We start from the raw sequence: 22,681 nt of genomic DNA on the forward strand, positions 1-22,681 counted from the left end.
TTTGTAGTTAGTAGTTAACTGCCCTTACAATTTACCTCAATTTGAATTAACTAAAATAGGACTACTATTCAAGATTTGAATCCGGTCAAAAGCTGTAATCGTGTATACAATTAGTTTTCAAATCGGTTTAAACGTTATTTGTATACCCTAAAATCAAGGAGGGGAAAATTTGAAAGTCTTAATAATCTGGCGTCTCTTAACAGTTGGTGGAGTAAATGCTGGCTGGAGGAATCGTTCAATTTATTTTAAAAAGTTTGGCATTGATACTGAGTTTCTATACACAACAGATCATGGTGGATTACACATAATGGAAGATGTTGCACCTGTCTATTTAACGAAGGACGAAAACGAAATTATTGATATTATTAAAAACAATGCATACGATGCAATCATTGTAGTAGATACGGGAGCAGCATATAAATGGTTACAAAAAGCTAAATATAAAGGTCCTGTTATTGTAGAAGCACGTACGCCCGAGCTTATAAAACTACAACCTCATTTAAAGAAATTCAGATCCATTGAACCTGTTTCTATTATTGTTCCATCTAATTATCAAAAAAGATTAGTTTCCATCTTAACAGATAATATCCCCATTAAAGTAATCTACAATGGTGTTGACACATCATTTTTCCATCCATTAGCTCAAGTTGAAATCGCATCCGAAAATAATCCAATCCTTCCAAACAATAAAAAAATTGTGTGCTGTATCGGTAGAGTGGATAAGCGAAAAAACTGGCCAATGTTAATTGAAATTGCAAAATTGATAAAAAGTGAACGGTCGGATATTGAAATTTGGTTAATTGGAGGAGCTCAAAGCGTTCAGCGAGAGGATTTTGCATTAGCTTGGAAGGAAGAAGATCTAACCGATATAATTAAATGGTTTCCGGTTATTCCTTATCAACAAATGCCTCATGTATACGCAAAAGTACTTCAATCCGGTGGTTGTACAATCGCAACTACAAAAGTAGAATCATTTGGGAATACCTTTATTGAGTCTATGGCTTGTGGTGTTCCTGTTGTTGCTTCTAATATAATGCCTATTTCGGAAATCGTTCTTCAAGGTGAAACAGGTATGCTTTTTCGAGGACATGATGTTCAAGATGCTGTTAAAAAAATATATTCAATCGTTGATAATAAGAAGTTTCATGAAAAGCTATCGCAAAATGCGATCAACCATGTTGAACAAAATTTTGCTATTCATAAAGTAGCCGATATTTATCGCGAATATCTACTGAAATTTGGTAAAGGCAATAATAGTGATGTGATTCAAAATGATTGAACCAGTTTCCTATATTAAAAAACTAGAAGGAAAATCCAATGCTCACTTAATTACATTTAGTGATGGTAGAGATTATGTTGTGAAATATTTTCGGTCTGGATATGAGAAAACATTACCAAACGAATGGGTTGCCTATTGTATTGCTAGATTTTTAGATTTACCAGTTCCTTTTGCTCAAATCGTTTCTATTCCTGAAGAATTTTCAAAAACAATACCGGATCTAATCATAGAAGAAATTCAACATTCAAAGTTTCAGTTTGCTTCTTTATATGTACCGGAAACGTTAAATGGACATCAAGTTGGATCAGTTCCTAGTATTTTAAATAACCAACAGCTTCCAGGTATTATTTTATTCGATTATTGGCTGTGTAATGGAGACCGTACCCGAAAAAACATATTACTTCGCGAAGAAAGTTTAGATCAATTTAAACTATGGATCATTGACCATGCTGAAGCATTTGGCTCCTATAGCTGGTTAACTTCAGAGTTAGAAACATTGCCTCAAAATATTATGAAAAGTTCAACTCATCAATTCATGTCCCAATATATAAATAGTGAAGAAGAATTTAATGAACAACTTCAAATCATCCAAAGATTCCCGGTACTGCTTTTAGAAGAAATAGTAGAATTAATACCTGATGATTGGTTTTTATCAAAGGAAGACAAAAAGGCAATTGTAGGCAGATTAGTAAATCGTAGAAAAAAAATTCTCCCTTATCTTAAACATAAATTCGTCAAAACGATCTACCGTCCATTACATGAACAAAATGAATAGTATAACAAAAACGACTTCAAATTAGTTTGAAAGTCGTTTTTTCATTTTTATTGAATTATGGACGGTTTACCAACTGGGTAATATTCTATTTTCTCACAATCTCTTACTTTTTCTTCCGTCAGGCAGTTTCTTCCGTCAAAAATGATTGGATTCTTCATTTTCTTTAGTATGCTAGATAAGTCAAGTTCTCTAAATTCTCTCCACTCAGTAACAATAAGAATTGCATCTGTATCCGTTACACATTCATTTATAGAACTAGCGAACGTTAAATTGTTACCTAGTATTTCTTTTGCGTTGTCAATTGCAACGGGGTCATATGCAATGACTTCTGCTCCTAATTCTATTAAAGAATTTATGATATTAATAGAAGGTGCTTCTCTCATATCGTCTGTATCTGGTTTAAACGATAATCCTAGACATGCAATCTTTTTCCCTTTTAATATACCAAATCGTTCAATAGCTTTCTTTACGAGCAATTCGCGTTGATAATTATTAATTGAAATAGTTTCCTTTAGAAAACCAAATTCAACCCCATTTAACCCGGCTGTATGCAATAATGCTTTAACATCCTTTGGGAAACAAGAGCCGCCGTAACCTATTCCAGCATATAAAAATGCTTCACCAATTCGTTTATCTTTCCCCATTCCTTTAGCTACATCTTCTACATTTGCACCGAGTGCTTCACAAAGATTTGCAATTTCATTTATATAACTTATTTTGCTAGCTAAAAATGCATTGGATGCATATTTAATCATTTCTGCACTTCGAATACTAGTCATTAAGATTGGTACATTTAATGGTTTATACATTTCTTTAACAATTCTAGCAGACTCTTGATTATTGCTACCGATAATGATTCGATCTGCTTCCATCGTATCTTTAATTGCGGAGCCTTGTCTTAGGAACTCTGGATTTGAAACCACATCAACAACAATATCTTTACTGCAATTTTGCTGAATAATTTCCTTTACTACTTCATTCGTTCCAACTGGAACAGTACTTTTTATAGCAATAATTACGTCTTGTTTAATATTTTTTGCGATATCAATCGCTGCACCCTCAAGATAGGATAAATTTGCTGCCCCATCTTCTCTTTGAGGGGTACCTACTGCAATGATAATAACCTTTGCATCTTCTAACCCCTTATCATATGAGGTTGTGAAGGATAATCTTCCTAACTTTATATTATTAGTTATTAACTCCTCAATTCCTGGTTCATATATTGGAGAAATTCCTGCACACAAATTCTTTATTTTAAGTTCATTTATATCAATACAAGTTACTGAGTGACCAATCTCTGCTAAACAGACTCCCGTTGTTAAACCGACATAGCCCGTACCTAATATAGAAATTTTCAAGTTAATCCACTTCCTGATTCTTCATATTTAGAGCATGATCAGATATGACCTCATTTAAGAAAGCGATTACCTCATCTTTTATATCTTCTCTATTAATCGCAAAATCAATTGTAGCCATTATAAATCCGATTTTATTTCCGATATCATATCGTTTACCTTCGAAATTATATGCTAAGACAAATTGATTTTTATTTAATTCATTAATCGCATCTGTTAATTGTAATTCACAGCCTTGTCCCACAGAAATTGTTTCTAAAATATCAAAAATTTCTGGAGTAAGAATGTAACGTCCCATAATTGCATAATTTGATGGGGCATCTTTCAATTTTGGTTTTTCTACTAGACACTCAACTTGAAATAGATTTGTGTTTGTATCGTAAGTACTTTCTTTTTGTTTGATAACGCCATATTTACTTACTTCTTCATCAGGAACATTCTGAACAGCAATAACTGGTGCATTATATTTCTCGTAAACATTAATAATTTGCTGTAAGCAAGGTGTTGTAGACATCACTATGTCATCCCCTAACAAAACAGCAAATGGTTCATCTCCTATAAAACTCTTAGCACATAATATTGCATCTCCTAATCCTTTCGGTTCCTTTTGACGCACATAAAAGATTTTCACCATATTGGATATTTTCTGCATTTCTTCCAAAACAGTTAGCTTGTTTTTTCGAGATAATGATTCTTCTAATTCATATGATTTATCAAAATGATCCTCGATTGCTCGTTTGCCTCTACCACTAATAATAATGATTTCTTCAATTCCAGAAGCTACAGCCTCTTCAACGATATATTGAATAGTTGGTTTATCAACTATAGGTAGCATTTCTTTTGGCAACGCTTTTGTTGCTGGCAAAAAACGCGTCCCGAGACCAGCAGCGGGAATAATAGCCTTGCGGATTTTCATTTGACTTGCCTCCAAACATTTGTTCATTCTACTTTATATGTAAATGAAGGAGGTCTTGTCACCATATATACCTATTATGTTTAGAAAGTTTATGACTTAAAAACTAGGGTTTTTTCGCCTATAAATTTATTTTTTTTTAAGCACACTAAACCAATCTATTAAAAGATAATGTTCATAGGTATTTATGCACCAAAATAAATTTATTTGAGAGAGTTTTCATGTTACTTGAATCCAAGTTTGCATGGTATGACATTCATTATGCGATTTGAAAATTAATTGCGTCTGCATGGGCATTAAATTAATGTGCTAATTTAATCGTTATTTAAGAGAGGTTTTCCATCCTCGCTATTGTCATTCTTTTCACCAGGATAGGCGTTAAGCAAGTCGATTTACCCCTTAATTAAACCAAATTTGCTACTCATGTCATTACATTCATTACGCTACTTTTAGCGCTAATTTAGCCATTTTTGTCGTTCCAGGAGTTGTCATTCATTACACCAGTTTTGGCGTTAATTTAGCCAATTTAACTTTAATTAAGCGGTGTTCATAACTTGATCAATAGAGTTCACTTGTTGCATAAGTTGCTCTCTTCGGAAATCCATCAGCAATAAATAATTTCCAAACTAAAAAAGGCTACCTCAAAAGTCTTTAAACTTATGAGACAGCCTCTTTCAATTTAGACAAGTTCCTCAAAATATGATTTTTTATCGATTTCTGTTTCTATGCATTTCAGTAACGCTAGGAATTTTCTTTAATCTAAAAGGTTCTGAATTAACATTATTAGATAGATTGTTAGATCTATTCTCTACTCTACTTACTTCATTTGCATATGGTCGTTGGTTTAGGTTTGAATAAGAGGTTGCATTATTTACGACCTGATCAGTTACTCTTCTAATTCGTCTTAGTACTCTAGGATTCGTATTAGTTGAAAATTCTTTCGTTACTTTTGCGACTACTTTTTCTTTAGGAACTGATTTTGCTTTCTCTACTAGGATTCCTAGCAATTCTTCAAGAGATTTGATTTCGGACTGAGTTACTGGTTTTGGTACCTCTACTATTGATTCTGTAGTTGGTTTTATTTCTACAGTTGGTTCGATTACTTCAATGATTTCTGTCGTCGGTTGTTCGTTTACTTCAATGATTTCTGTCGTCGGTTGTTCGTTTACTTCAGATACATTATTATTAGCTACATTCAACTGTGTATTTTGTACTGCAGTTTTAAATAATGTTTGAGGTTCAAATTGTTCTAATTGTTCTGGTGAAATAGTTGAAGCATATTCAGTTTGGCTCCATGTAGATAGAATTTCATTTGCTACACGACTCCATAAATACTTATTAACTGCAAGTTCTCTACCTTTTATTCCCATATTCTTCATTAGCGTTTTGTTTGATAATATTTCTGTAATTTTGGTAGCGAATTCATCTGGATCAACTGGATTTTCTACGATTAATCCATTCTCACCTGGAATAATAACTTCCGGATTCCCACCTCGAGCAGTTGTTACAATTGGAAGTCCAGCTGCCATCGCTTCATAGTGAACCCTTGCAAGAGGCTCTTGCCATAATGAAGTACATACAAATAAATCTGCTACAGCAAACCAGTTGTGTATTTCAAAAGGTGATACAAACCCTGTTGTAATAATCGGTACATCTTGTTTTTTTGCGATCGCACGAATATAAGCAACATAATCTGTAACATTGTTTTGACTAAACCAATTGCTTCCTACGATGACTAAAGCTAAATCTTTGAAGGTTTTTGAAAGTGTTGGCAATGCTCTAATTAGACGGTCTACGCCTTTATTTTCTGAAAGTCTTCCTGCAAATAAAATAACTGTTTTATTTTCTAAACCATACTCTTTTCTAAGTGTGTTTCTCGTACTAATCATTTTAGGATCATTACCAGGTAAGAAACGGTCAGAATCAACACCTGAGTAGATCGTTCTAATTTTATTGGCACTTTGAGGATAAAGTTCACGAATTACATTTCCTACATAATCACTTACCGTAACGATACTTGAAACTTCTTCTAATACTAAATTCGCTTCATCAACAGCAATTTTCCCAATATTAAACATGTCATTATGCATACTTAACGTAATTTTTGAATTTGGTGCTACTTTTCTAATCGGAAGAACAAGTCGTGGTCTGTTAAAAATGTGGATTAAATCAAATTGATTTCCTTTAATGTATTCAACTACACCTTCACGATATAGTTCTAATACTTTCCCTGGTACACGTACATAATTTACACCGTCGATTGTTTCTTCATCTGGTAATGTTGGATCATTAACGCCTAGTACTGTTATATCGTGTACTTTACTTAAATAAGGTAAACTTCCTGCAATATAAGTCTGAATCGCACCACCTAAAACTGGAGGTACTGGTAGGTTTTCTGTACATACCATTAATATTTTCATTCTTTTCCACTCCAGTCGTTGCGAACTTCATTCAATGTTGCCCACTTTGACTGCTCTAAGTCAACGATTGATTGAATTAATTGTTTAGTCGTTTCACCTAAAAATAATTCTGGTTCATAAAGTACTTCTTTAATGTTTTTATAAAATTCATTTGGCATTGAAAAATCAATCATTAATACATCATATAATTCTTTAGAAATTGGATTTGCTTCGTGATATGCGTTAATCATTTCTCTTACCCATGTAGCATCCCAAGCGAATAAATCAGACATTGTACCAGATATCAGTTTTCTAAGATCACGAATTGGCAAATCATATGCAACTCCATCTAAATCAATAACCCACATTCCATTTGGTCCCATTTGACCATTTGACCAGCCGTAATCTTGGTGAACTAGGCCCCAACTTGCGTTTCCTTCATTTACCATATTAAAGTAACCAGAATTGTTTAAGTCTTCCATACTCTTTCTTGCTTGTTCTTGAAATAGATCTACTACATTTAATAAATCCTGACTAGCTGGCATTTCTTCATAAGCCAAGGCAATTGTTCTAAACCAATTCATTTTGTTATATACTTTTTCATAACTTTTTGGCCATTTGTGCAATCTTGATGCAATTTCTGCTTGAATCGGTGGTACATAGCCTTTACTTAAACGATGAAACTCACCAAGTGCATTACATAACTGCTTAGCACCTTCTAAATCTTTAGAAACTGGTGCCAATTCTTCAATCCATTCTGCAACGAACCATAGCTTTCCACCGGCTTCTACATATTCCTCGCCATCTCTAGTTCGAACAATGCTTGGAACTCTAGCCTGTTGAACCTCAACTAAATACTTCTGAGCCCCTAAACTAAACATACTTCTAGTAGGTCTTCTGTGTAAAAGCTTAAAGCTTTTTGGACCATCGTTCGTTTCAATTTTCCAGATTGCTCCACCTTTGTCAGCTTTCGTCGTAATTACTTGCATGCTATTTACTTGAAGGTCATAAAACTTAAGTACTTCAAGTCCAATTTTTTCAATATATTCTGGCACATAGAATTCATCATGAATAAGTTCATCGACGATCCATGGCTCAATTATTATATTATTCAATTTCTCCCTCCTACTTTTTTAGAGCCCATAAAAAAATTCACATTTCTTTTTCATGAAATGTAATTAATAGTTGCTTATGACTTTTATTGCTCTAAATGTGTTTAGACCTAATGTAATAATATGATTTTGTCCAAGTATTGTGAGGGTATATGTGTATACTATCAAAAAAGTATTTTCTACTAATCTAGTTATATACATATTTCGATTTGAATTCGAACTTTGTCGTTTTATCCATCATATGATATTCCAACTCTTGTAAGATAAGGAGGTTTTTAAAATTAAAAAAGCTGATACTATGCGCATCTTAATTACTGGCTGTGCTGGATTTATTGGATTTCATCTAAGCAGACGCCTATTGGAACAAGGTTTTCAAATCATTGGAATTGATAATCTAAATGATTACTATGACAGACGTCTAAAATTTGATAGATTGGAACTTTTAAAGAAATATGAGCATTTTAGTTTCACAAATGGCTCAATTCATGAAATGGAGCTACTAGCAGGGCTCTTTGTACAATATAATTTCGATCTAGTCATTAATCTAGCAGCACAAGCTGGGGTGAGATATAGCTTAGAAAATCCAGGGTCATATATCCAATCAAACCTTGTTGGTTTTGCCAATATTTTAGAGTGTTGTAAAAATCATCAAATTAAACACCTTATTTACGCTTCTTCTAGTTCTGTTTATGGTAATAATAAGAAAACTCCCTCATCAATTAATGATCGAGTAGATCAACCAATTAGCTTATATGCAGCAACAAAAAAATCAAATGAATTAATGGCACATTCTTATAGTCATACGTTTAATCTACCTACTACTGGATTGCGTTTTTTTACGGTCTATGGACCATGGGGCCGACCAGATATGGCATTATATAAATTTGCTAATTCAATTACTAACGGACAACCAATAGATGTTTATAATTATGGAAATATGAAACGAGACTTTACTTATATTGATGATGTAGTTGAATCAATTGTAAGAATCATTAAAAATGGGCCACCAAATGAATCCGCCTCGTATTATAAACTTTATAATATTGGTAACCATAGCCCAGTGAAATTAAATTATTTTATCGAAATTTTAGAAAAGCAGCTTGGTATAAAAGCAAATATTCGATTATTGCCGATGATTTCAGGAGAAGTACTTGAAACATATGCCGATATTGATCAACTCGTAAATGATATTCAATATAGTCCAACTACTTCAATTGAAAACGGTATTGCTAAATTCGTTGAATGGTTTAAGGAATATAAAAAAATAGACTAATAACTTATGTAAATAAGGTAACAAATGAAAATAACCACAAGGATTTTAAATTTCCTTGTGGTTTATTTGTCTAATGTATTTTCATCTATTGCTGTTTATTGACAAAAAAAGAAGCCCAGTTTAAGGTCTCACTACATATAAATTATTCGCCTGGTTCCGATCCTCACTTAACATTTGAATATAATCCTCATTTAATTGATCTGTTAAATGATCACGATAGTGCCAAATTGATAATAAGTAAATTTTAAATTTTTCTATTATTCCTGCATTCTTTACTTTTCTAGCCACCTTTATTAATTCATTTAGCCCTTCAATATATTGCTTATTTTCACATTTTAAAAGTGATTGTGCGTAGCAGAAATCTAAATACAATTGTTGTTTATACAAATTTGAACTAGTTGCCATTTCATTAATTACTTTTTTATGAAGATTGATTAACGCTGAGGCTTCTTCTAATCTACCTAGTTTTACATAAGATTCTATAATCCTCGGAATGCCAACATAAAGATCATCTCGCTCTTTAATCCAATTATAGTATTCATCAACATAATGTAACTCGCCAAAATCAAGTAATGTAACATAACGATTACCTATTGCAGCCTCTGTAAAAAAATCATTTATCTTACCATACTTCTTTATTATTTCAAGTACGTCATCTAAAGAATTACTTAACCTATTTAAAGCGAAGCCTTGGTATACTAATGCGTAGCCAAAATGCTTTTCAGTCTTTGCCATTTTTTCTAATCGCTTAGCATAATGTAGGACTTTGTCCCATTGTTTTAGCATATAGTAAGTAGCCGTAATCCATAAAATTGTTAATTCCTGAAAATCATCCGGCATATAGCTCATATATTCTAGTACATGGACAAGAGTAGCTGGTCCTTCCTCTGTTAATCTATTTAAATAGTACTTTCTAAAATAACTAATAGCGACTTCTTCTGCTGTTTGATCTGGCATGTGATGAATAATGATTTCATATAAAGGTAAAGCCTCTTTTTCTTTCCCTTCAGCAAATAACTTTTCAGCAATCTCAAATAAATTTTGTAAATTTTTAGTCCGTATTGTCTTAGATTTTTCCTCTAACATTTCAGAAATGATAAAGTTTAACTCTTTTTTAAATCCATTTATTGCACATTTATAAATAAACGCTACACTTCTTCGTTTATCTAAATATCGATTCTGATTAAAGCATAATTGTGTATAGCTCGAGTAAAAATATCCTTCTGCCAAACCGAATGCTTCTGTAATTGCATCTAAATAATGCAAAGATAATGGCTTTTTATTATTAAATACTCTACTAATATCACTAATATGGATTCCAGAATATTTAGCCAAATCAGCTTTATTCCATTTTTTGTCATTCATTAATGCAAGAAAATCATATAGAAGTATCTGATTCATAAGCTTTCCTCTCCATACTTGGTAATAATCTTTTTAAATTCAACATTCCCAACCTTTTATCTAGATAAAAAGTGGAAAATTAGGTATTATCGCACATATTCTATTAGGTTTATTATACTATTTTGTTGTTTTTTTAAAATAGGAAATATTCAATAATTTAATTAAAATTAATTAATTATTTAAATACTGTTTCATTTTCTAATGTTTTTATTTCAATATGCATATTACTTTTCCTACGTTTCTGCATTCTTTTCCTACAATCGGAAATAATACCTTTATCATTTATTAAAACTTTATTGGGGATGTTTAAATGTTGAAAAAGATTATTTCATTTATACCTGAGTATCCTATTTTCATCCAAGCTTTTGTTACCTTTATCGTTCCTGTAGGTTTATCAAAATTTTTCAAATGGGTTCATTTTATGGAGAAAGAGTGATTTAAATGAAGCGGTGGAGATCCAAAATAAATCAGGAAAATGCGGCATCTCTAAATGATGAAGCTCAAAATAGTAATGAGAATTTATCCAGTGATCTCCAAGTAAATTTGGATCGGATGTTTAATGAAATCGGACATAATTCTGATGTGAAATTTAGAGAATTTCTATTAGGTGAAACAGAAATTCAACTTGCAATTATTTTTATTGAAGGTTTATCAGATACTGAGCTAATTCAAAGTCATATAATGAGCGAGTTAATGGCTGGACTTTCTGCAATTGCAAATGAACAAAAAACAAATGGACTCTCTCTAAAACAAAATGAAATTAAAAAATTTATTAAAGAGCAATCACTCGCAGTTTGTACAATTGAAGATGTTAATACTTATAAAAAATTAAAATCGGGAGTACTATTTGGTTCAATTGTATTATTAATAGATGGTATATCTGAATGTTTTTTAATCGGTGCAGCATTAACAAAATCAAGAGATATTAAAGAACCAGATTCAGAAGCACTAGTACGTGGACCAAGAATTGGCTTTGTTGAAAACTTATCTGATAATACAGCACTGCTTAGGCGTTCCGGAAAAACTCCAGATTTATCAATTATAGGATTTGAGATTGGAGAAGTATCAAAAAAAGAATTAGTAATAGCGTACATTACAAATCTTGCTGATTCTCAACTTGTTGAAGAAGTAAAAAAAAGAATTAAAAGAATTGAAATTGATACAGTCCCAGATTCAGGTTATATCGAACAATTAATTGAAGATAATTACTTAAGTCCATTTCCACAAATTCAAAGTACAGAACGACCAGATCGAGTTATGAGTGCATTAATGGAAGGTCGAGTTGCCATTTTATTAGATGGATCACCGTTTGCATTGATAGCCCCTGTAACATTTCAAATGTTAGTGCAATCACCTGAGGATTATTATGAGAGATGGGCTGCTGCTACATTGGTACGATTATTACGCTATCTTGCTTGTTTTATTGCTTTATTTGCTCCATCTTTATATATTGCATTTATTTCTTTTCACCAAGGCTTAATCCCGACAAAACTAGTATTTCATATAGCAGCCACTAGAGGAGGTGTACCGTTTCCTCCATTAATTGAAGCACTAATAATGGAAATCTCGATTGAAGTATTAAGGGAAGCCGGACTTCGTTTACCAAAACCGATTGGGCAATCTTTAGGAATAGTTGGAGGGTTAATTATTGGTCAGGCCGCAGTTGAAGCAGGTATTGTAAGTACAATCATGGTTATTGTCGTTGCAGTAACGGCAATTTCCTCATTTACATTACCACAATATAATGTCGGAATTGCCCTTCGTTTGCTTCGTTTTTTATCAATGCTCTTTGCAAGTGTTTTTGGTTTATATGGAGTCGTTTTATTTTTCCTATTAGTATGTAGTCATTTAGTTAAACTCAAAAGCTTTGGTGTTCCTTACTTAAGTCCCGCAGCTCCAGTTCGATTTAATGATTGGAAGGATTTCGTCGTTAGAGCTCCACTATTTATGATGAAAAATCGTCCAAAAAGCATACAAGCTAAAAAAACCAGAAGGATGAAATAGCAAAAGAAAGGAGGAGTACTAGATGAATTCAAAGCCTATTGATCAAATATCAACGAATCAAACTGTGATGCTAATCGTAAATTTTATTTTTGGTGCAGGTATTTTAATATTACCAAGAAGTGTTACCGACAAAGTAAAAACGCCAGATGGTTGGATTTCAGTAATCATATCCGGCTTGATCATTACCCTCTTAGTCTTTTTACTCGTTATGCTGTGTAAACAATATCCGAACGAAACATATTTTCAATTTAATCAAAAAATAATTGGTAAATGGTTAGGAATTTCATTAAGTATCATTATAATCGTTTATTATCTATGCCTTTCAGCCTTAGAGGTTCGGATGATGGCAGAAACTACTAGGTTGTTTTTACTACAAGGTACTCCTACTTGGGCTATTTTAATTCCGTTCTTGTGGATTGGTTTATATTTAGTACTTGGTGGGATCAATCCAATAGCAAGAATGTTGGAACTTATTTTTCCAATCACTGTATTATTTTTCCTTTTAGTTATTTTTTTAGGAATAGGAATTATTGAAATTGATAACCTACGTCCTGTCCTAGGAAATGGAATTAAACCAGTCCTTAATGGACTCAAAACAACTTCCCTTTCTTTTTCTGGTTTTGAAGTGTTTTTATTTATTTTTATGTTTATGAAAGATAAAACGAAAATATCTAAAACAATTCTGTTCGGAATAGGTATTCCATTTGTCTTTTATACCATTACAGTTGTTGCTGTAGTCGGTGCTTTCTCAGTAGACGGTGTTTTATTACAAACTTGGCCAGTACTTACTTATATTCGCAGTTACGATATACAAGGTCTATTTGTAGAAAGATTTGACTCATTATTTCTAGTTATTTGGATTATGCAAATTTTTGCTACGTATATCATTGCATTTTATATATGTACCCTCGGAATGGCTCAAATTTTTAATAAAAAAAGTATAAAGCCATTTCTTTTTGGTACATTACCATTTATTTACATTATCTCAATGATTCCAAAAGATATAAATCAGACTTTAACAATGGCTGATACAATCGGAAATACTGCATTTTATTTATTTGGCATCATCCCTCTTCTCCTACTAGTGATTTCTTTTGTGAGGAAAAAATTAAATGAGAAAATGTAGCTATAAAAGAATTTTTATCATTTCAATTTTTAATATAAGTCTCTTATTTTTATTATCGGGATGCTGGAGTAGTAAACCAATTGAGGACTTAAATATTATATTAGGTTCTGCCTTAGATAAGGATGATGATGGAAAATTAAAATCCACACTACAATATGCAGTCCCTGAGGCATTGACTACAAAATCAGGTGGGGTTAATTCCGAAAAACCCTATATAAATGTAACCGGGGAAGGCATTTCGTTAGAACCTTCTGGATGGGAAACAACTTTAAGTAGGGAAGGATACATTTTTGGATCACATCAAAAATGTATTATCATTAGTGAAGAACTTGCTAGAGAAATAAACCTACGTGAACTTACTGATTTATATTTTCGCGATATTGATATTCGTGGAAGTACGTTAATTTTTATAACAAAAGGTAAAGCCATCCAAGCATTAGAAACAAAAGAACAAAATGTAATACCATCATTACGAATTGTAGAAATTGCAAACCAAGCAGCTACTTCAGAAATTGTCAGTAAAACAACTTTAATTAGAATAGGTGGATTAATGAACTCTGGTTCTAGCTTCCTCCTCCAATTATTAGAAACGACTGATAAAGGTGCGAAATTTTCTGGTGGAGCAATATTTAACGGTAAGAAAAATAAAATGGTTGGCACTCTTAATACTCAGGAAGTAGAAGGAATTAATTGGATAACTGCTCAAGGAAAAGGTGGAGCAGTAAAGGCATACACGAAAAAATCCAATGGACCAACTTGGTTTCAAATTGAATCGATGAAAAGTAAAGTTACACCACATATAAAAGGTGACAAAATCTCTTTTGACGTAAAAATTGTGTCTGAAGGTAGAGTAGCAGAATATTGGAATCCTAAATTAAGACCATTATTTGCAGAGAAAAACGTTAAAAGAATTGAAAAAGCAACTGATGATGAAGTTACAAAAATAGTAGAAAATGTAACAAACAAGCTTCAAAATGAATATAAAACAGATGTTGCTGGATTTGGAAACGAAGTAAGAATTCAATACCCAAAAAAGTGGAAAAAAATGAGTAAGAATTGGGATGAACTTTTTAGTAAAGCTAAAATAAACTACGATGTTCATATTACAGTCAGAGACTATGGAATGATTGGAAAGAAAAAAAACAAATAACAAATAAAGCTCGAATCCATAAATAAAAAGGATTTGAGCTTTATCATTTTAAGGTGTTAGTTTTATCGACCATAAAGTGCTTCATTTGTTTGTAAGAAAACAGTAGAAATCACTTTTTCTTTGCTTAATTCCAGTGTAATTATTTTTTTCATTTTTGAAACTAAACTAGAATCACTCCATAACATTTCCTTATTTTCGTAATGTGCCGAAAATACGTCATAAAATAAATGAGGAAATAACAAATCAGCTTTAAGAAATTGGTATTGCAAACATGCTAACGGATTGGTTTCATGATATGCGATGATTATTTTCTTCATTAACTTTGGATTCCAATTTTTTTCTTTTTTCATTATGATATTTAAAATTCTTCTCATATCATGAATCGGCAATTCCATTTTTAACGAACTCATATTTAAGAAAAATAAATTCTCGTCTTCTCCAACTATAAGATCGTTTACATCAAAATTATGATAGCATAATGTTTTCGTTTTTGCTGTCTCTTCTGCTACTTCAGCAATATATTTATCAATTATTGCTAAAGCTTTTTCACATTGCATTAAAACCGAATTTATATTTTTTAAAAACAGCTTATCGATTTCATTTTGATGCTTTAACTTAGCTCGTTCTTCTTTCCAATTTGTTAATTTTAAAAATTTAGTTTGTAAATCATTTTTCCAATTTGATTGAATGGATGAAATATGCTCATTTGTTAATTCAATGCCAATTGAAGCTTTATGAAAAGATGCAATCCCATTCATCAACAGAATAAGATCTTCTTCACTCTCAAAATTTAGTCTCCTCCCACTAACAGCTTCAAATAACATAAAATATTCATTTTTCATCTTTACAAAACCGTCACCTAATTTGGTTGTTAATACCTCTGGTGTAAATACGCCATTATCTCTAAGATAATCTATTGCATAAATCATAAATTCAATATATCTTTCATCAATTAAAACTTTCTTCAATAATACTTCACCGATAGTTGTATCAATGGGCCAATCAGCTTTTTTTTCATCAATGTATTCTAAAGATTTATGTTTTACTTCTAAAGGGTAATTTGCAATTACTTTTTTTACTATATCACTAAAAAAAGCGTCCAAAAAAAATACCTCCCAAATAATACTTATCCACTGTTAATCTATGAATATGTACATGTTTAGAGACGGCTAATCTACTAAATAAATTAGGAAGTAAATTATTTTCTACTAATAAATTTCTTACTTTTTCTGAAATAACTGTTTAATCTTCAAAATGTATAAATTATTTTCTTTCTATATAAGTTTACTTTTAATTTCCTAATAAATTACAGCAATAATTCCATATATTCTTAAGTGTTTAAATGCTTTTTGAAATAGTAATTGATGATTTTTAAGCACTTATTTTACGTGTACAAATAAAATAATCCTAAAGATTTTACTTACTAATGAACCATCTATGAGTATGTTAGTTTCATTTTCTTCCTCTTTTACTTACTCATGAACCCTTTATGAGTAACCTAATTTCATACTCTTCCCATTTTACTTACACATGAGCCCTTCATGAGTAACCAAATTTCATATTCTTCCTTTTTAACTTACTAATGAGCCCCTTATGAGTAACTTAGTTTCATATTCTTGTTCGTTTACTTACTCATGAACCCCACCCAATATACATAATAAAAAACGTCGGATTTTTTATATCCGACGTTTTTATATTTCATAATTAATTTTTAAAACGAACTTAAAAAATCCTTCATTTCATTAATTAACTCTTCAGGTGACTCATACATGCTCATATGTCCTGCACTGTTCAAAGTAGCAGTTTTAATATTTTCTTTTTCGACCGAAAAAGTCTTTTCAGGCGGTATAATCTGATCGTCTTTACCTGCAAGTAAAAGTACAGGTAAACTTGTATCGTTAAGTACATGATTTCGGTCAGGTCTATTTTTCATGCTAATTAAGGCATTAACCGTGCCATTTACTGAAGTTTTATACCCTATTTGCTTTGCTAATTCTATTTCTGCACTATTAGTTTGTATATTTTTTGGAGAGAAAAGTTTAGGAATTAATCCATCAACTACATTTTTCACTCCTTCATTTTTCACTTTTTCACTAGTTGCTACTCTACCTTTTTTTGCTTCTTCACTATCTGGATATGCAGTAGAGTGGATTAATGAAAATCCATTTAAGTAATTAGAATATCTTTCCGCAAATGCAAGTGTAATATAGCCCCCTAGCGAGTGGCCAAACAACGTTATTTGCTTAATGTTTAGTTGATCTAATAAATCTTTCATCACATCTGCATAATCTTCAATTGAATGCTCTTCTTTTATAGCTGTAGAGTCTCCATGTCCTGGTAAATCAACTGCTATCACTCGATAATTCTCAGCTAGCTTTGGAACTACTTTTTCCCAATATACATGACTTCCCATAAAACCATGAATTAAAACGATTGGCTTCCCTTTGCCTTGGTCCTTATAAGCAATTGATAAATTTTCAAGTTCTACTTTACTATTAATGATCATTCAACTCCATTCGAGAATATTTATATCGGACTATTTTCATTTACTAAATAGAAAATACCTTTATAAAAAAAACTTACATAAAAGAATCTTATGAACAAAATTCTGCACTTAACTATTTTCTCCTCTCTTTTCGCTAAATAATCTTTAAATAGAAAAGGAGTGTCTCAAAAATGAGAGACACCCCTATTTACAAGATGGACATTAAAACTTATCTACTTTCTGCTTAAAAACTGCATCGTTACGTTGAATTTTCTGACCCTTATCTTTATTTATAAATAAGTAAGCCACAGATAATACAATTAACCACGGTATTCCGAATTGAAGCATAATTTTAAAGCCAGTAAACCAAGAAGTAATTGTTAGTCCCAACAATAAAATGGCTCCTAATATTGTGAAGTAAGGGAAACCGATCATTTTTACTGGTAATTTTCGCCCGCCTGACTGTTCCCATTTCCTTCTAAAAAATAGATGTGAAATAAAGATTGTCATCCAAGTAAACATGGCACCAAACATTGAGATACCCATCATAAATGCATATGAGGAATCTGGTAGTACTGCATTTACGATTCCGGCAACTACAATACCAATGGTTGAAACTGCAAGAGCATTTACCGGAACACCTTTTTTTCCTACTTTTCCTAAAATTTTTGGCGCATGATTAGTTTTTGAAAGCGAATAAACCATACGAGTTGAAGCATATAATTGGCTATTCATCGCTGACAAGGCTGCCGTTAAAATAATAAAGTTCATAAGACCTGATGCAAAAGGTATATTTAATATTTCCATTACCTTTACGAAAGGACTTTCATCAACCCCTGCTGATTTCCACGGTACGATGATGAGCATGATTGCAATTGTTAATACATAAAAAATTGATAAACGAAAAACTGTTGCTTTAAGAGCTTTTGGAACAGCAATATCAGGCTCTTTTGCTTCACCTGCTGTAACCGCTATCATTTCTGTTCCTAGAAAACTAAATAATGATATAAAGACGGCTACCCACATGCCCCACCAGCCAAATGGCATAAATCCTCCATCATTTGTTAAGTTCTCTACACCAATATTTTCATGGTTAGATGAACCAAACAAGACGTACGATCCAAGTAGAATAAACCCAACAATTGCGCTTACTTTAATCATTGAAAACCAATACTCAAATGTTGCAAATGTATTAACACTTGTAGCATTTATATAGATTAATACTGCAGCAAAAAAGCCAATCCAAACGATTCCAGGTACAGTTGGAAACCAATATTTCATATAGACTGCAATTGCACTTACTTCTACTCCAACAGCAAGAACTTGTGCCACCCAATATGAATAACGAACAAGATATCCCGCCATAGGATGAATATATTTTTCGGCAATTGTTCCAAACGAACCGCTAGTAGGATGTGCAACAGTCATTTCAGCTAAGCACCCCATGAGCAGTAAAACGATAAATGCACCAACTGCATAACTGAGTAATACGCTTGGACCAGCAGTTTTTATTGCTAGTCCGCTTCCAAGGAATAAGCCCGTTCCAATCGCACAACCCATTGCAATCATTGTTAGTTGACTAGTTTTCAACTCTCTTTTTAAGCCTTTTTCTTGCTCGTTTTCAATTTTATAATTAGTGGTGGATTTCTTCATGATCTCATCCCCTTGTCCCCTTAGATAGCCAACTAAACTTACGCCACAACTTCACGTTCATTTTTAAATTTTTCATATTGTTTTTCAGTCATGATTTTCTTAAGTGTTTGTACAACTTCCCAAACTTCCTCATAAGAAGTGTAAAGTGCTACTGGTGCAAGACGAATAATATTTGGTGCCCTAAAGTCAGGAATAATATCGTTTTCTTTCAAAGACTTACAAATACGTGCTGCTTCTTCATGCTCTAGACTTACATGTCCTCCTCGTCGTGTATCCTCTCTAGGAGATCCAATGAAAAATCCCATTTCAGCTAATTCTTGTTCAATACAATCCATTAGAAATTGATTTATTCGTAGTGATTTTTCTCGAATCGCATCAATACCAGCTTCTGTAAAAATCTCCAAAGATCCTATTAATGGTGCACAGCTTAATACATGTGGAGTACCGATTTGATAAGCTCCAGCAGTTTCAGCAGGTGTTAGAGTGTGTTCCATATCAAATTGCTTATCTTTTCTAGAACCAAACCAACCTGCAAGTCCTGGCAATGCACCAAAATGTTTGCGATTAACAAATAATCCACCTACACCACCTGGTCCACCATTTAAGTGTTTATAATTACACCAATAGGCAAAATCAACATCCCACTCAGTAAAAGAATGCGGAATTGATCCAACTGAATGGCAACCATCAAAACCGATTAAAATTCCTCGTTTATGAGCCTCTTCAGTTAAGCGATTCATATCTAAAATTTGACCACTGCGGTATAAAACGGTTGGTAAAATAATCAAAGCAATTTCTTCCGTCATTGCATTAATAATGTCGTCCTCTTCTAAATAACGTCCATCCTTACTTTTTACGCAAATAAGATCCAGCTCAGGATCTAATCCGTGAATACGTAGTTGACTTTGAAGGGCATAAATATCTGATGGGAATGTAAGCTCATCAGCTAATATCTTTTTTCTATTCCCATTTGGTTGGAAAAAAGTAGCTACTAACTGATGTAAATTAACCGTCGTGGAACCGGTTACAATTACTTCCTCAGGTGAAGCACCAACTAAAGGAGCTAATTTTTCTCCTAATTTTTCGGCCATGAAAAACCATGGATGATTTCCATTTGTCCAACCATCTATTCCATAGTTCTTCCAATCTTCCAATGATTCTAGTAAAGTACGTTCAGCTCTTTTAGAAAGTAGACCTAATGAATTACCATCCATATAGATTGATCCAGGATTTAAGTAAAACTCATCTCTAAACTGTCTAAGTGAATCAAGACTGTCCATTTTTTTGGCGTACTCTAATGTTGTTTCTGTAACTTTCGTATTCATAATGTTCCTCCTCTATCAATCTACTATTTAAATCTATTGTGAAAAAATCATATCAAAATAACTGACAACATGTCAATGACATCATGTCAAATATTCTGACAATAAAAATTTTTACTTATAAAGCGCTGGTTTTATATTAATCGTACATAGTTTTCCTGTCATTTCTTCCATTTTTATAAATTTACCTATATGCTAGAAGTAACATATGTTGGAGGATCGTAGTATGAGTAATGACAAAGTAGAATCTAAGCGTCAATTACGTTCATTAAAGACAAGACAAAAACTACTAGAAGCTGCTAAAGAAGTATTTCTTGAAGAAGGTTTTCAAAAAGCGACGATAACACAAATGATAAAAAAAGCTGATATTGGTTATGGAACAGCTTATGTACACTTTAAAGGTAAAGAAGAACTTTTAATTGTGTTAATGGAAAATGTAATGGAAAGGTTTTATGAAATTGCTGAAACTCACTTTTTTCCAGAAACAAAAGAATCCGCTGAATCGATTATTTTTAAACAAGCTACTTCCTTTCTAAAAATGGCAGAAGATGAGCGAAATATGATGCAAATTTTTGAACAGGCTATTGGAGTTTCTGAAATCATCTCAGACAAATGGAAAACGATACGTGAAAAGTTTATTGATCGCATATCACTCGATGTTTCATATGCACAAAAAACAGGATTAGCAAGAAAAGAGCTAAATCATGAACTAGTCGCGCGTGCTTGGTTTTTTACAAATGAGATGTACTTATGGGAAATCGTTCGAAATGAACAGCATTATACGATTGAAGAAATTGCAAAAACAATCACATCAATTTATACAACTGGTCTTTATTAAGAACCAAATAAAAAAGCTCAAACTTTCACTTCTAAAGTTTGAGCTCTTTTTGAATTCTATTTTGAATTAGCACTACAATATATTTCTCTTAATATAAACTTCTGTACTTTCCCAGATGCATTTCTAGGAAGCTGCTCAATAATTTCAACAACTCTAGGAATCTTATACCCCGCCATTCTTTCACGGCAAAAAGTTTGAATCTCCTCAAGAGATAGACGATGCCCTGGTTTTAATACGACAATTGCTGTTACGACCTCTCCCCATTTAGCATCAGGCGTACCGATCACTGCCGCTTCCAAAATAGAATGATGCTCATATAAAATATTTTCAATTTCAACTGAATAAATATTTTCTCCACCAGAAATTAACATATCCTTACTGCGGTCAACTAAAGTGATATATCCTTCCTCATCTACTACAGCTAAATCTCCTGTATATAACCAACCATCTTTTATCGTATCTGCTGTTTCTTGCGGCTTTTTATAATATTCCTTCATAATTGTTTCACCTTTTAAGATCAATTCACCAACTTCACCAGGTAAAACTTCTTCATCTTGTTTATTGACTACCTTAATAATTGTATAGAGTAAAGGGGTTTTTCCTGTTTTTCCTAAATGGTGCTCATGGTCTTCTGGAGAAAGATAAACCCCAGTAGGTCCCCCTTCTGTTAATCCACATAAGCTGAAAAATTGTTTTGTATTAAATAATTTCATACTTTTCATTAAGATTTCAGGAGGCATAGGAGCTGCACCGTATGCACATCTTTTTATTGAAGAGAGATCAAATTGGTCAGCATTTGGAACTTGCTGTAAATAGTTATACATTGTAGGAACGCCAAAAAATAAAGTAATTTTATATTTTTCTATATCCTTTAAAACATTTAATGGGTTAAAATCTCGATGAATAATATTTGTCATTCCTAAATATAAACCTGGTAATAGAAAGATTACGAGCTGAGCACAATGGAATAATGGAGCAACATGTAAAAGGCGATCCTGACAGCTTTGTCCCATTACCGCACTCAATCCATTAATGAGCTTTTCAATTCGTTTATAGTCGAAAAGCGCACCTTTTGGTTGACCTGTCGTCCCAGATGTATAAAGTAAATGAAAATCATCATCTCCGGAAATCTCTACTTGGGGATCTTCTTCAATTGATGACAACACATCAAAGAAACTTAAACAATTCGGCGATGAAGCTAGAGGAGCAGTAATGATATTTCTTACTTTCGAAGAGGACTTTGAAGCATCTAACACGACTTTCTCTAGATCTGAATCACAAACAACCATCACACTATCCGACTGCTCTAAAATATATTCAACTTCTCGAGAAACAAGGCGGAAGTTAATTGGAACGACGACAGCACCTACTTTTAAAGCAGCGCAATAACCAATCACAAACAAGTCAGAGTTTGCCATCATAAGAGCTAGTTTTTCACCTTTTTTTAAACCTAGTTTCTGTAATCCCCATGCAAAACGATTAACCACTTTATTGAATTCCAAATATGTGTATGTACGGTCTTGATAGACTAATGCTAATTTATCTGGGTGCCTTTGTGCGTTTAACGATAATACATTTCCAAAACTCATTTGCTTA

The 22,681-nt window shown here is 32.6% G+C and carries 18 protein-coding genes; 8 read left to right on the forward strand and 10 right to left on the reverse strand.

Annotated elements, in window-relative coordinates:
* Nucleotides 1–169 precede the first annotated feature (169 nt).
* Together CN946_RS15670 and CN946_RS15675 are read left to right on the forward strand one after the other, a co-directional pair.
* Nucleotides 170–1,279 (forward strand): glycosyltransferase family 4 protein, encoded by a 1,110-nt coding sequence (locus tag CN946_RS15670; RefSeq protein WP_098861984.1) that lies wholly within the window; start codon nucleotides 170–172, stop codon nucleotides 1,277–1,279.
* On the forward strand, nucleotides 1,272–2,054 hold the full coding sequence (locus CN946_RS15675) for a HipA family kinase (protein ID WP_098861985.1): 783 nt from the start codon (nucleotides 1,272–1,274) through the stop codon (nucleotides 2,052–2,054). The genes CN946_RS15670 and CN946_RS15675 overlap by 8 nt, the downstream gene beginning before the upstream one ends.
* Nucleotides 2,055–2,101: 47 nt before the next feature.
* Here CN946_RS15675 and CN946_RS15680 read toward each other — a convergent pair whose 3' ends face one another.
* The 4 genes from CN946_RS15680 to CN946_RS15695 form a co-directional block, all read right to left on the reverse strand.
* Nucleotides 2,102–3,412 (reverse strand): UDP-glucose dehydrogenase family protein, encoded by a 1,311-nt coding sequence (locus tag CN946_RS15680; protein WP_098861986.1) that lies wholly within the window; start codon nucleotides 3,410–3,412, stop codon nucleotides 2,102–2,104.
* Nucleotide 3,413: 1 nt separating this feature from the next.
* Entirely contained in the window at nucleotides 3,414–4,325 is a 912-nt protein-coding gene (gene galU / locus CN946_RS15685) for a UTP--glucose-1-phosphate uridylyltransferase GalU (protein ID WP_098861987.1), read from the reverse strand.
* Between the two features lie 704 nt (nucleotides 4,326–5,029).
* Nucleotides 5,030–6,742, reverse strand: coding sequence for a glycosyltransferase family 4 protein (locus CN946_RS15690; RefSeq protein WP_098861988.1), 1,713 nt, complete (start codon nucleotides 6,740–6,742; stop codon nucleotides 5,030–5,032).
* Nucleotides 6,739–7,836, reverse strand: coding sequence for a CotS family spore coat protein (locus CN946_RS15695; protein ID WP_098861989.1), 1,098 nt, complete (start codon nucleotides 7,834–7,836; stop codon nucleotides 6,739–6,741). The genes CN946_RS15690 and CN946_RS15695 overlap by 4 nt, the downstream gene beginning before the upstream one ends.
* A gap of 295 nt (nucleotides 7,837–8,131) precedes the next feature.
* Here CN946_RS15695 and CN946_RS15700 point away from each other — a divergent pair, with 295 nt between their 5' ends.
* Nucleotides 8,132–9,106, forward strand: coding sequence for an NAD-dependent epimerase (locus tag CN946_RS15700; protein WP_098861990.1), 975 nt, complete (start codon nucleotides 8,132–8,134; stop codon nucleotides 9,104–9,106).
* A 120-nt stretch (nucleotides 9,107–9,226) separates the two neighbouring features.
* Here CN946_RS15700 and CN946_RS15705 read toward each other — a convergent pair whose 3' ends face one another.
* Nucleotides 9,227–10,507: a helix-turn-helix domain-containing protein gene (locus CN946_RS15705; protein ID WP_098861991.1), complete on the reverse strand. Its 1,281-nt coding sequence runs from the start codon at nucleotides 10,505–10,507 to the stop codon at nucleotides 9,227–9,229.
* A 310-nt stretch (nucleotides 10,508–10,817) separates the two neighbouring features.
* On the opposite strand from CN946_RS15705, the gene CN946_RS23845 reads away from it, so the two are divergent.
* From CN946_RS23845 to CN946_RS15725, 4 genes are read left to right on the forward strand one after another with little or no spacing between them, the layout of a single operon-like run.
* The gene (locus CN946_RS23845; protein ID WP_098861992.1) at nucleotides 10,818–10,943 is read left to right on the forward strand and encodes a hypothetical protein; all 126 of its coding nucleotides are present in this window, start codon (nucleotides 10,818–10,820) and stop codon (nucleotides 10,941–10,943) included.
* Nucleotides 10,944–10,948: 5 nt separating this feature from the next.
* Nucleotides 10,949–12,511 carry a spore germination protein gene (locus CN946_RS15715; protein WP_098861993.1) on the forward strand — a complete coding sequence of 521 codons (1,563 nt, stop codon included), beginning with the start codon at nucleotides 10,949–10,951 and terminating at the stop codon, nucleotides 12,509–12,511.
* A 22-nt stretch (nucleotides 12,512–12,533) separates the two neighbouring features.
* Nucleotides 12,534–13,637, forward strand: coding sequence for a GerAB/ArcD/ProY family transporter (locus tag CN946_RS15720; protein ID WP_098861994.1), 1,104 nt, complete (start codon nucleotides 12,534–12,536; stop codon nucleotides 13,635–13,637).
* Nucleotides 13,624–14,787, forward strand: coding sequence for a Ger(x)C family spore germination protein (locus tag CN946_RS15725; protein WP_098861995.1), 1,164 nt, complete (start codon nucleotides 13,624–13,626; stop codon nucleotides 14,785–14,787). Before CN946_RS15720 ends, CN946_RS15725 begins: the two co-directional genes overlap by 14 nt.
* Nucleotides 14,788–14,849: 62 nt before the next feature.
* On the opposite strand, the gene CN946_RS15730 is transcribed toward CN946_RS15725, so the two are convergent.
* From CN946_RS15730 to kynU, 4 genes are all read right to left on the reverse strand, one after another.
* Nucleotides 14,850–15,890: a CotS family spore coat protein gene (locus CN946_RS15730; protein WP_176547339.1), complete on the reverse strand. Its 1,041-nt coding sequence runs from the start codon at nucleotides 15,888–15,890 to the stop codon at nucleotides 14,850–14,852.
* A gap of 608 nt (nucleotides 15,891–16,498) precedes the next feature.
* Nucleotides 16,499–17,293 carry an alpha/beta fold hydrolase gene (locus CN946_RS15735; RefSeq protein WP_176547340.1) on the reverse strand — a complete coding sequence of 265 codons (795 nt, stop codon included), beginning with the start codon at nucleotides 17,291–17,293 and terminating at the stop codon, nucleotides 16,499–16,501.
* 201 nt (nucleotides 17,294–17,494) lie between these two features.
* The gene (locus CN946_RS15740) at nucleotides 17,495–18,925 is read right to left on the reverse strand and encodes an amino acid permease (RefSeq protein WP_098861997.1); all 1,431 of its coding nucleotides are present in this window, start codon (nucleotides 18,923–18,925) and stop codon (nucleotides 17,495–17,497) included.
* Nucleotides 18,926–18,963: 38 nt separating this feature from the next.
* A complete protein-coding gene (kynU, locus tag CN946_RS15745; RefSeq protein WP_098861998.1) occupies nucleotides 18,964–20,250 on the reverse strand; it encodes a kynureninase in 1,287 nt (428 codons plus the stop codon).
* 223 nt (nucleotides 20,251–20,473) lie between these two features.
* Between kynU and CN946_RS15750 the strand changes: the two genes are divergently transcribed.
* Nucleotides 20,474–21,085, forward strand: a complete 612-nt coding sequence (locus CN946_RS15750; protein WP_098861999.1) for a TetR/AcrR family transcriptional regulator — start codon at nucleotides 20,474–20,476, stop codon at nucleotides 21,083–21,085.
* Between the two features lie 56 nt (nucleotides 21,086–21,141).
* Here the strand turns inward: CN946_RS15750 and CN946_RS15755 are convergent, their stop codons facing one another.
* Nucleotides 21,142–22,674, reverse strand: coding sequence for a class I adenylate-forming enzyme family protein (locus tag CN946_RS15755; protein ID WP_098862000.1), 1,533 nt, complete (start codon nucleotides 22,672–22,674; stop codon nucleotides 21,142–21,144).
* Between the last annotated feature and the right edge of the window lie 7 nt (nucleotides 22,675–22,681).

The sequence above is a fragment of the Bacillus sp. AFS053548 genome (assembly GCF_002575105.1).
Classification (GTDB): Bacteria; Bacillota; Bacilli; order Bacillales; family Bacillaceae_G; genus Gottfriedia.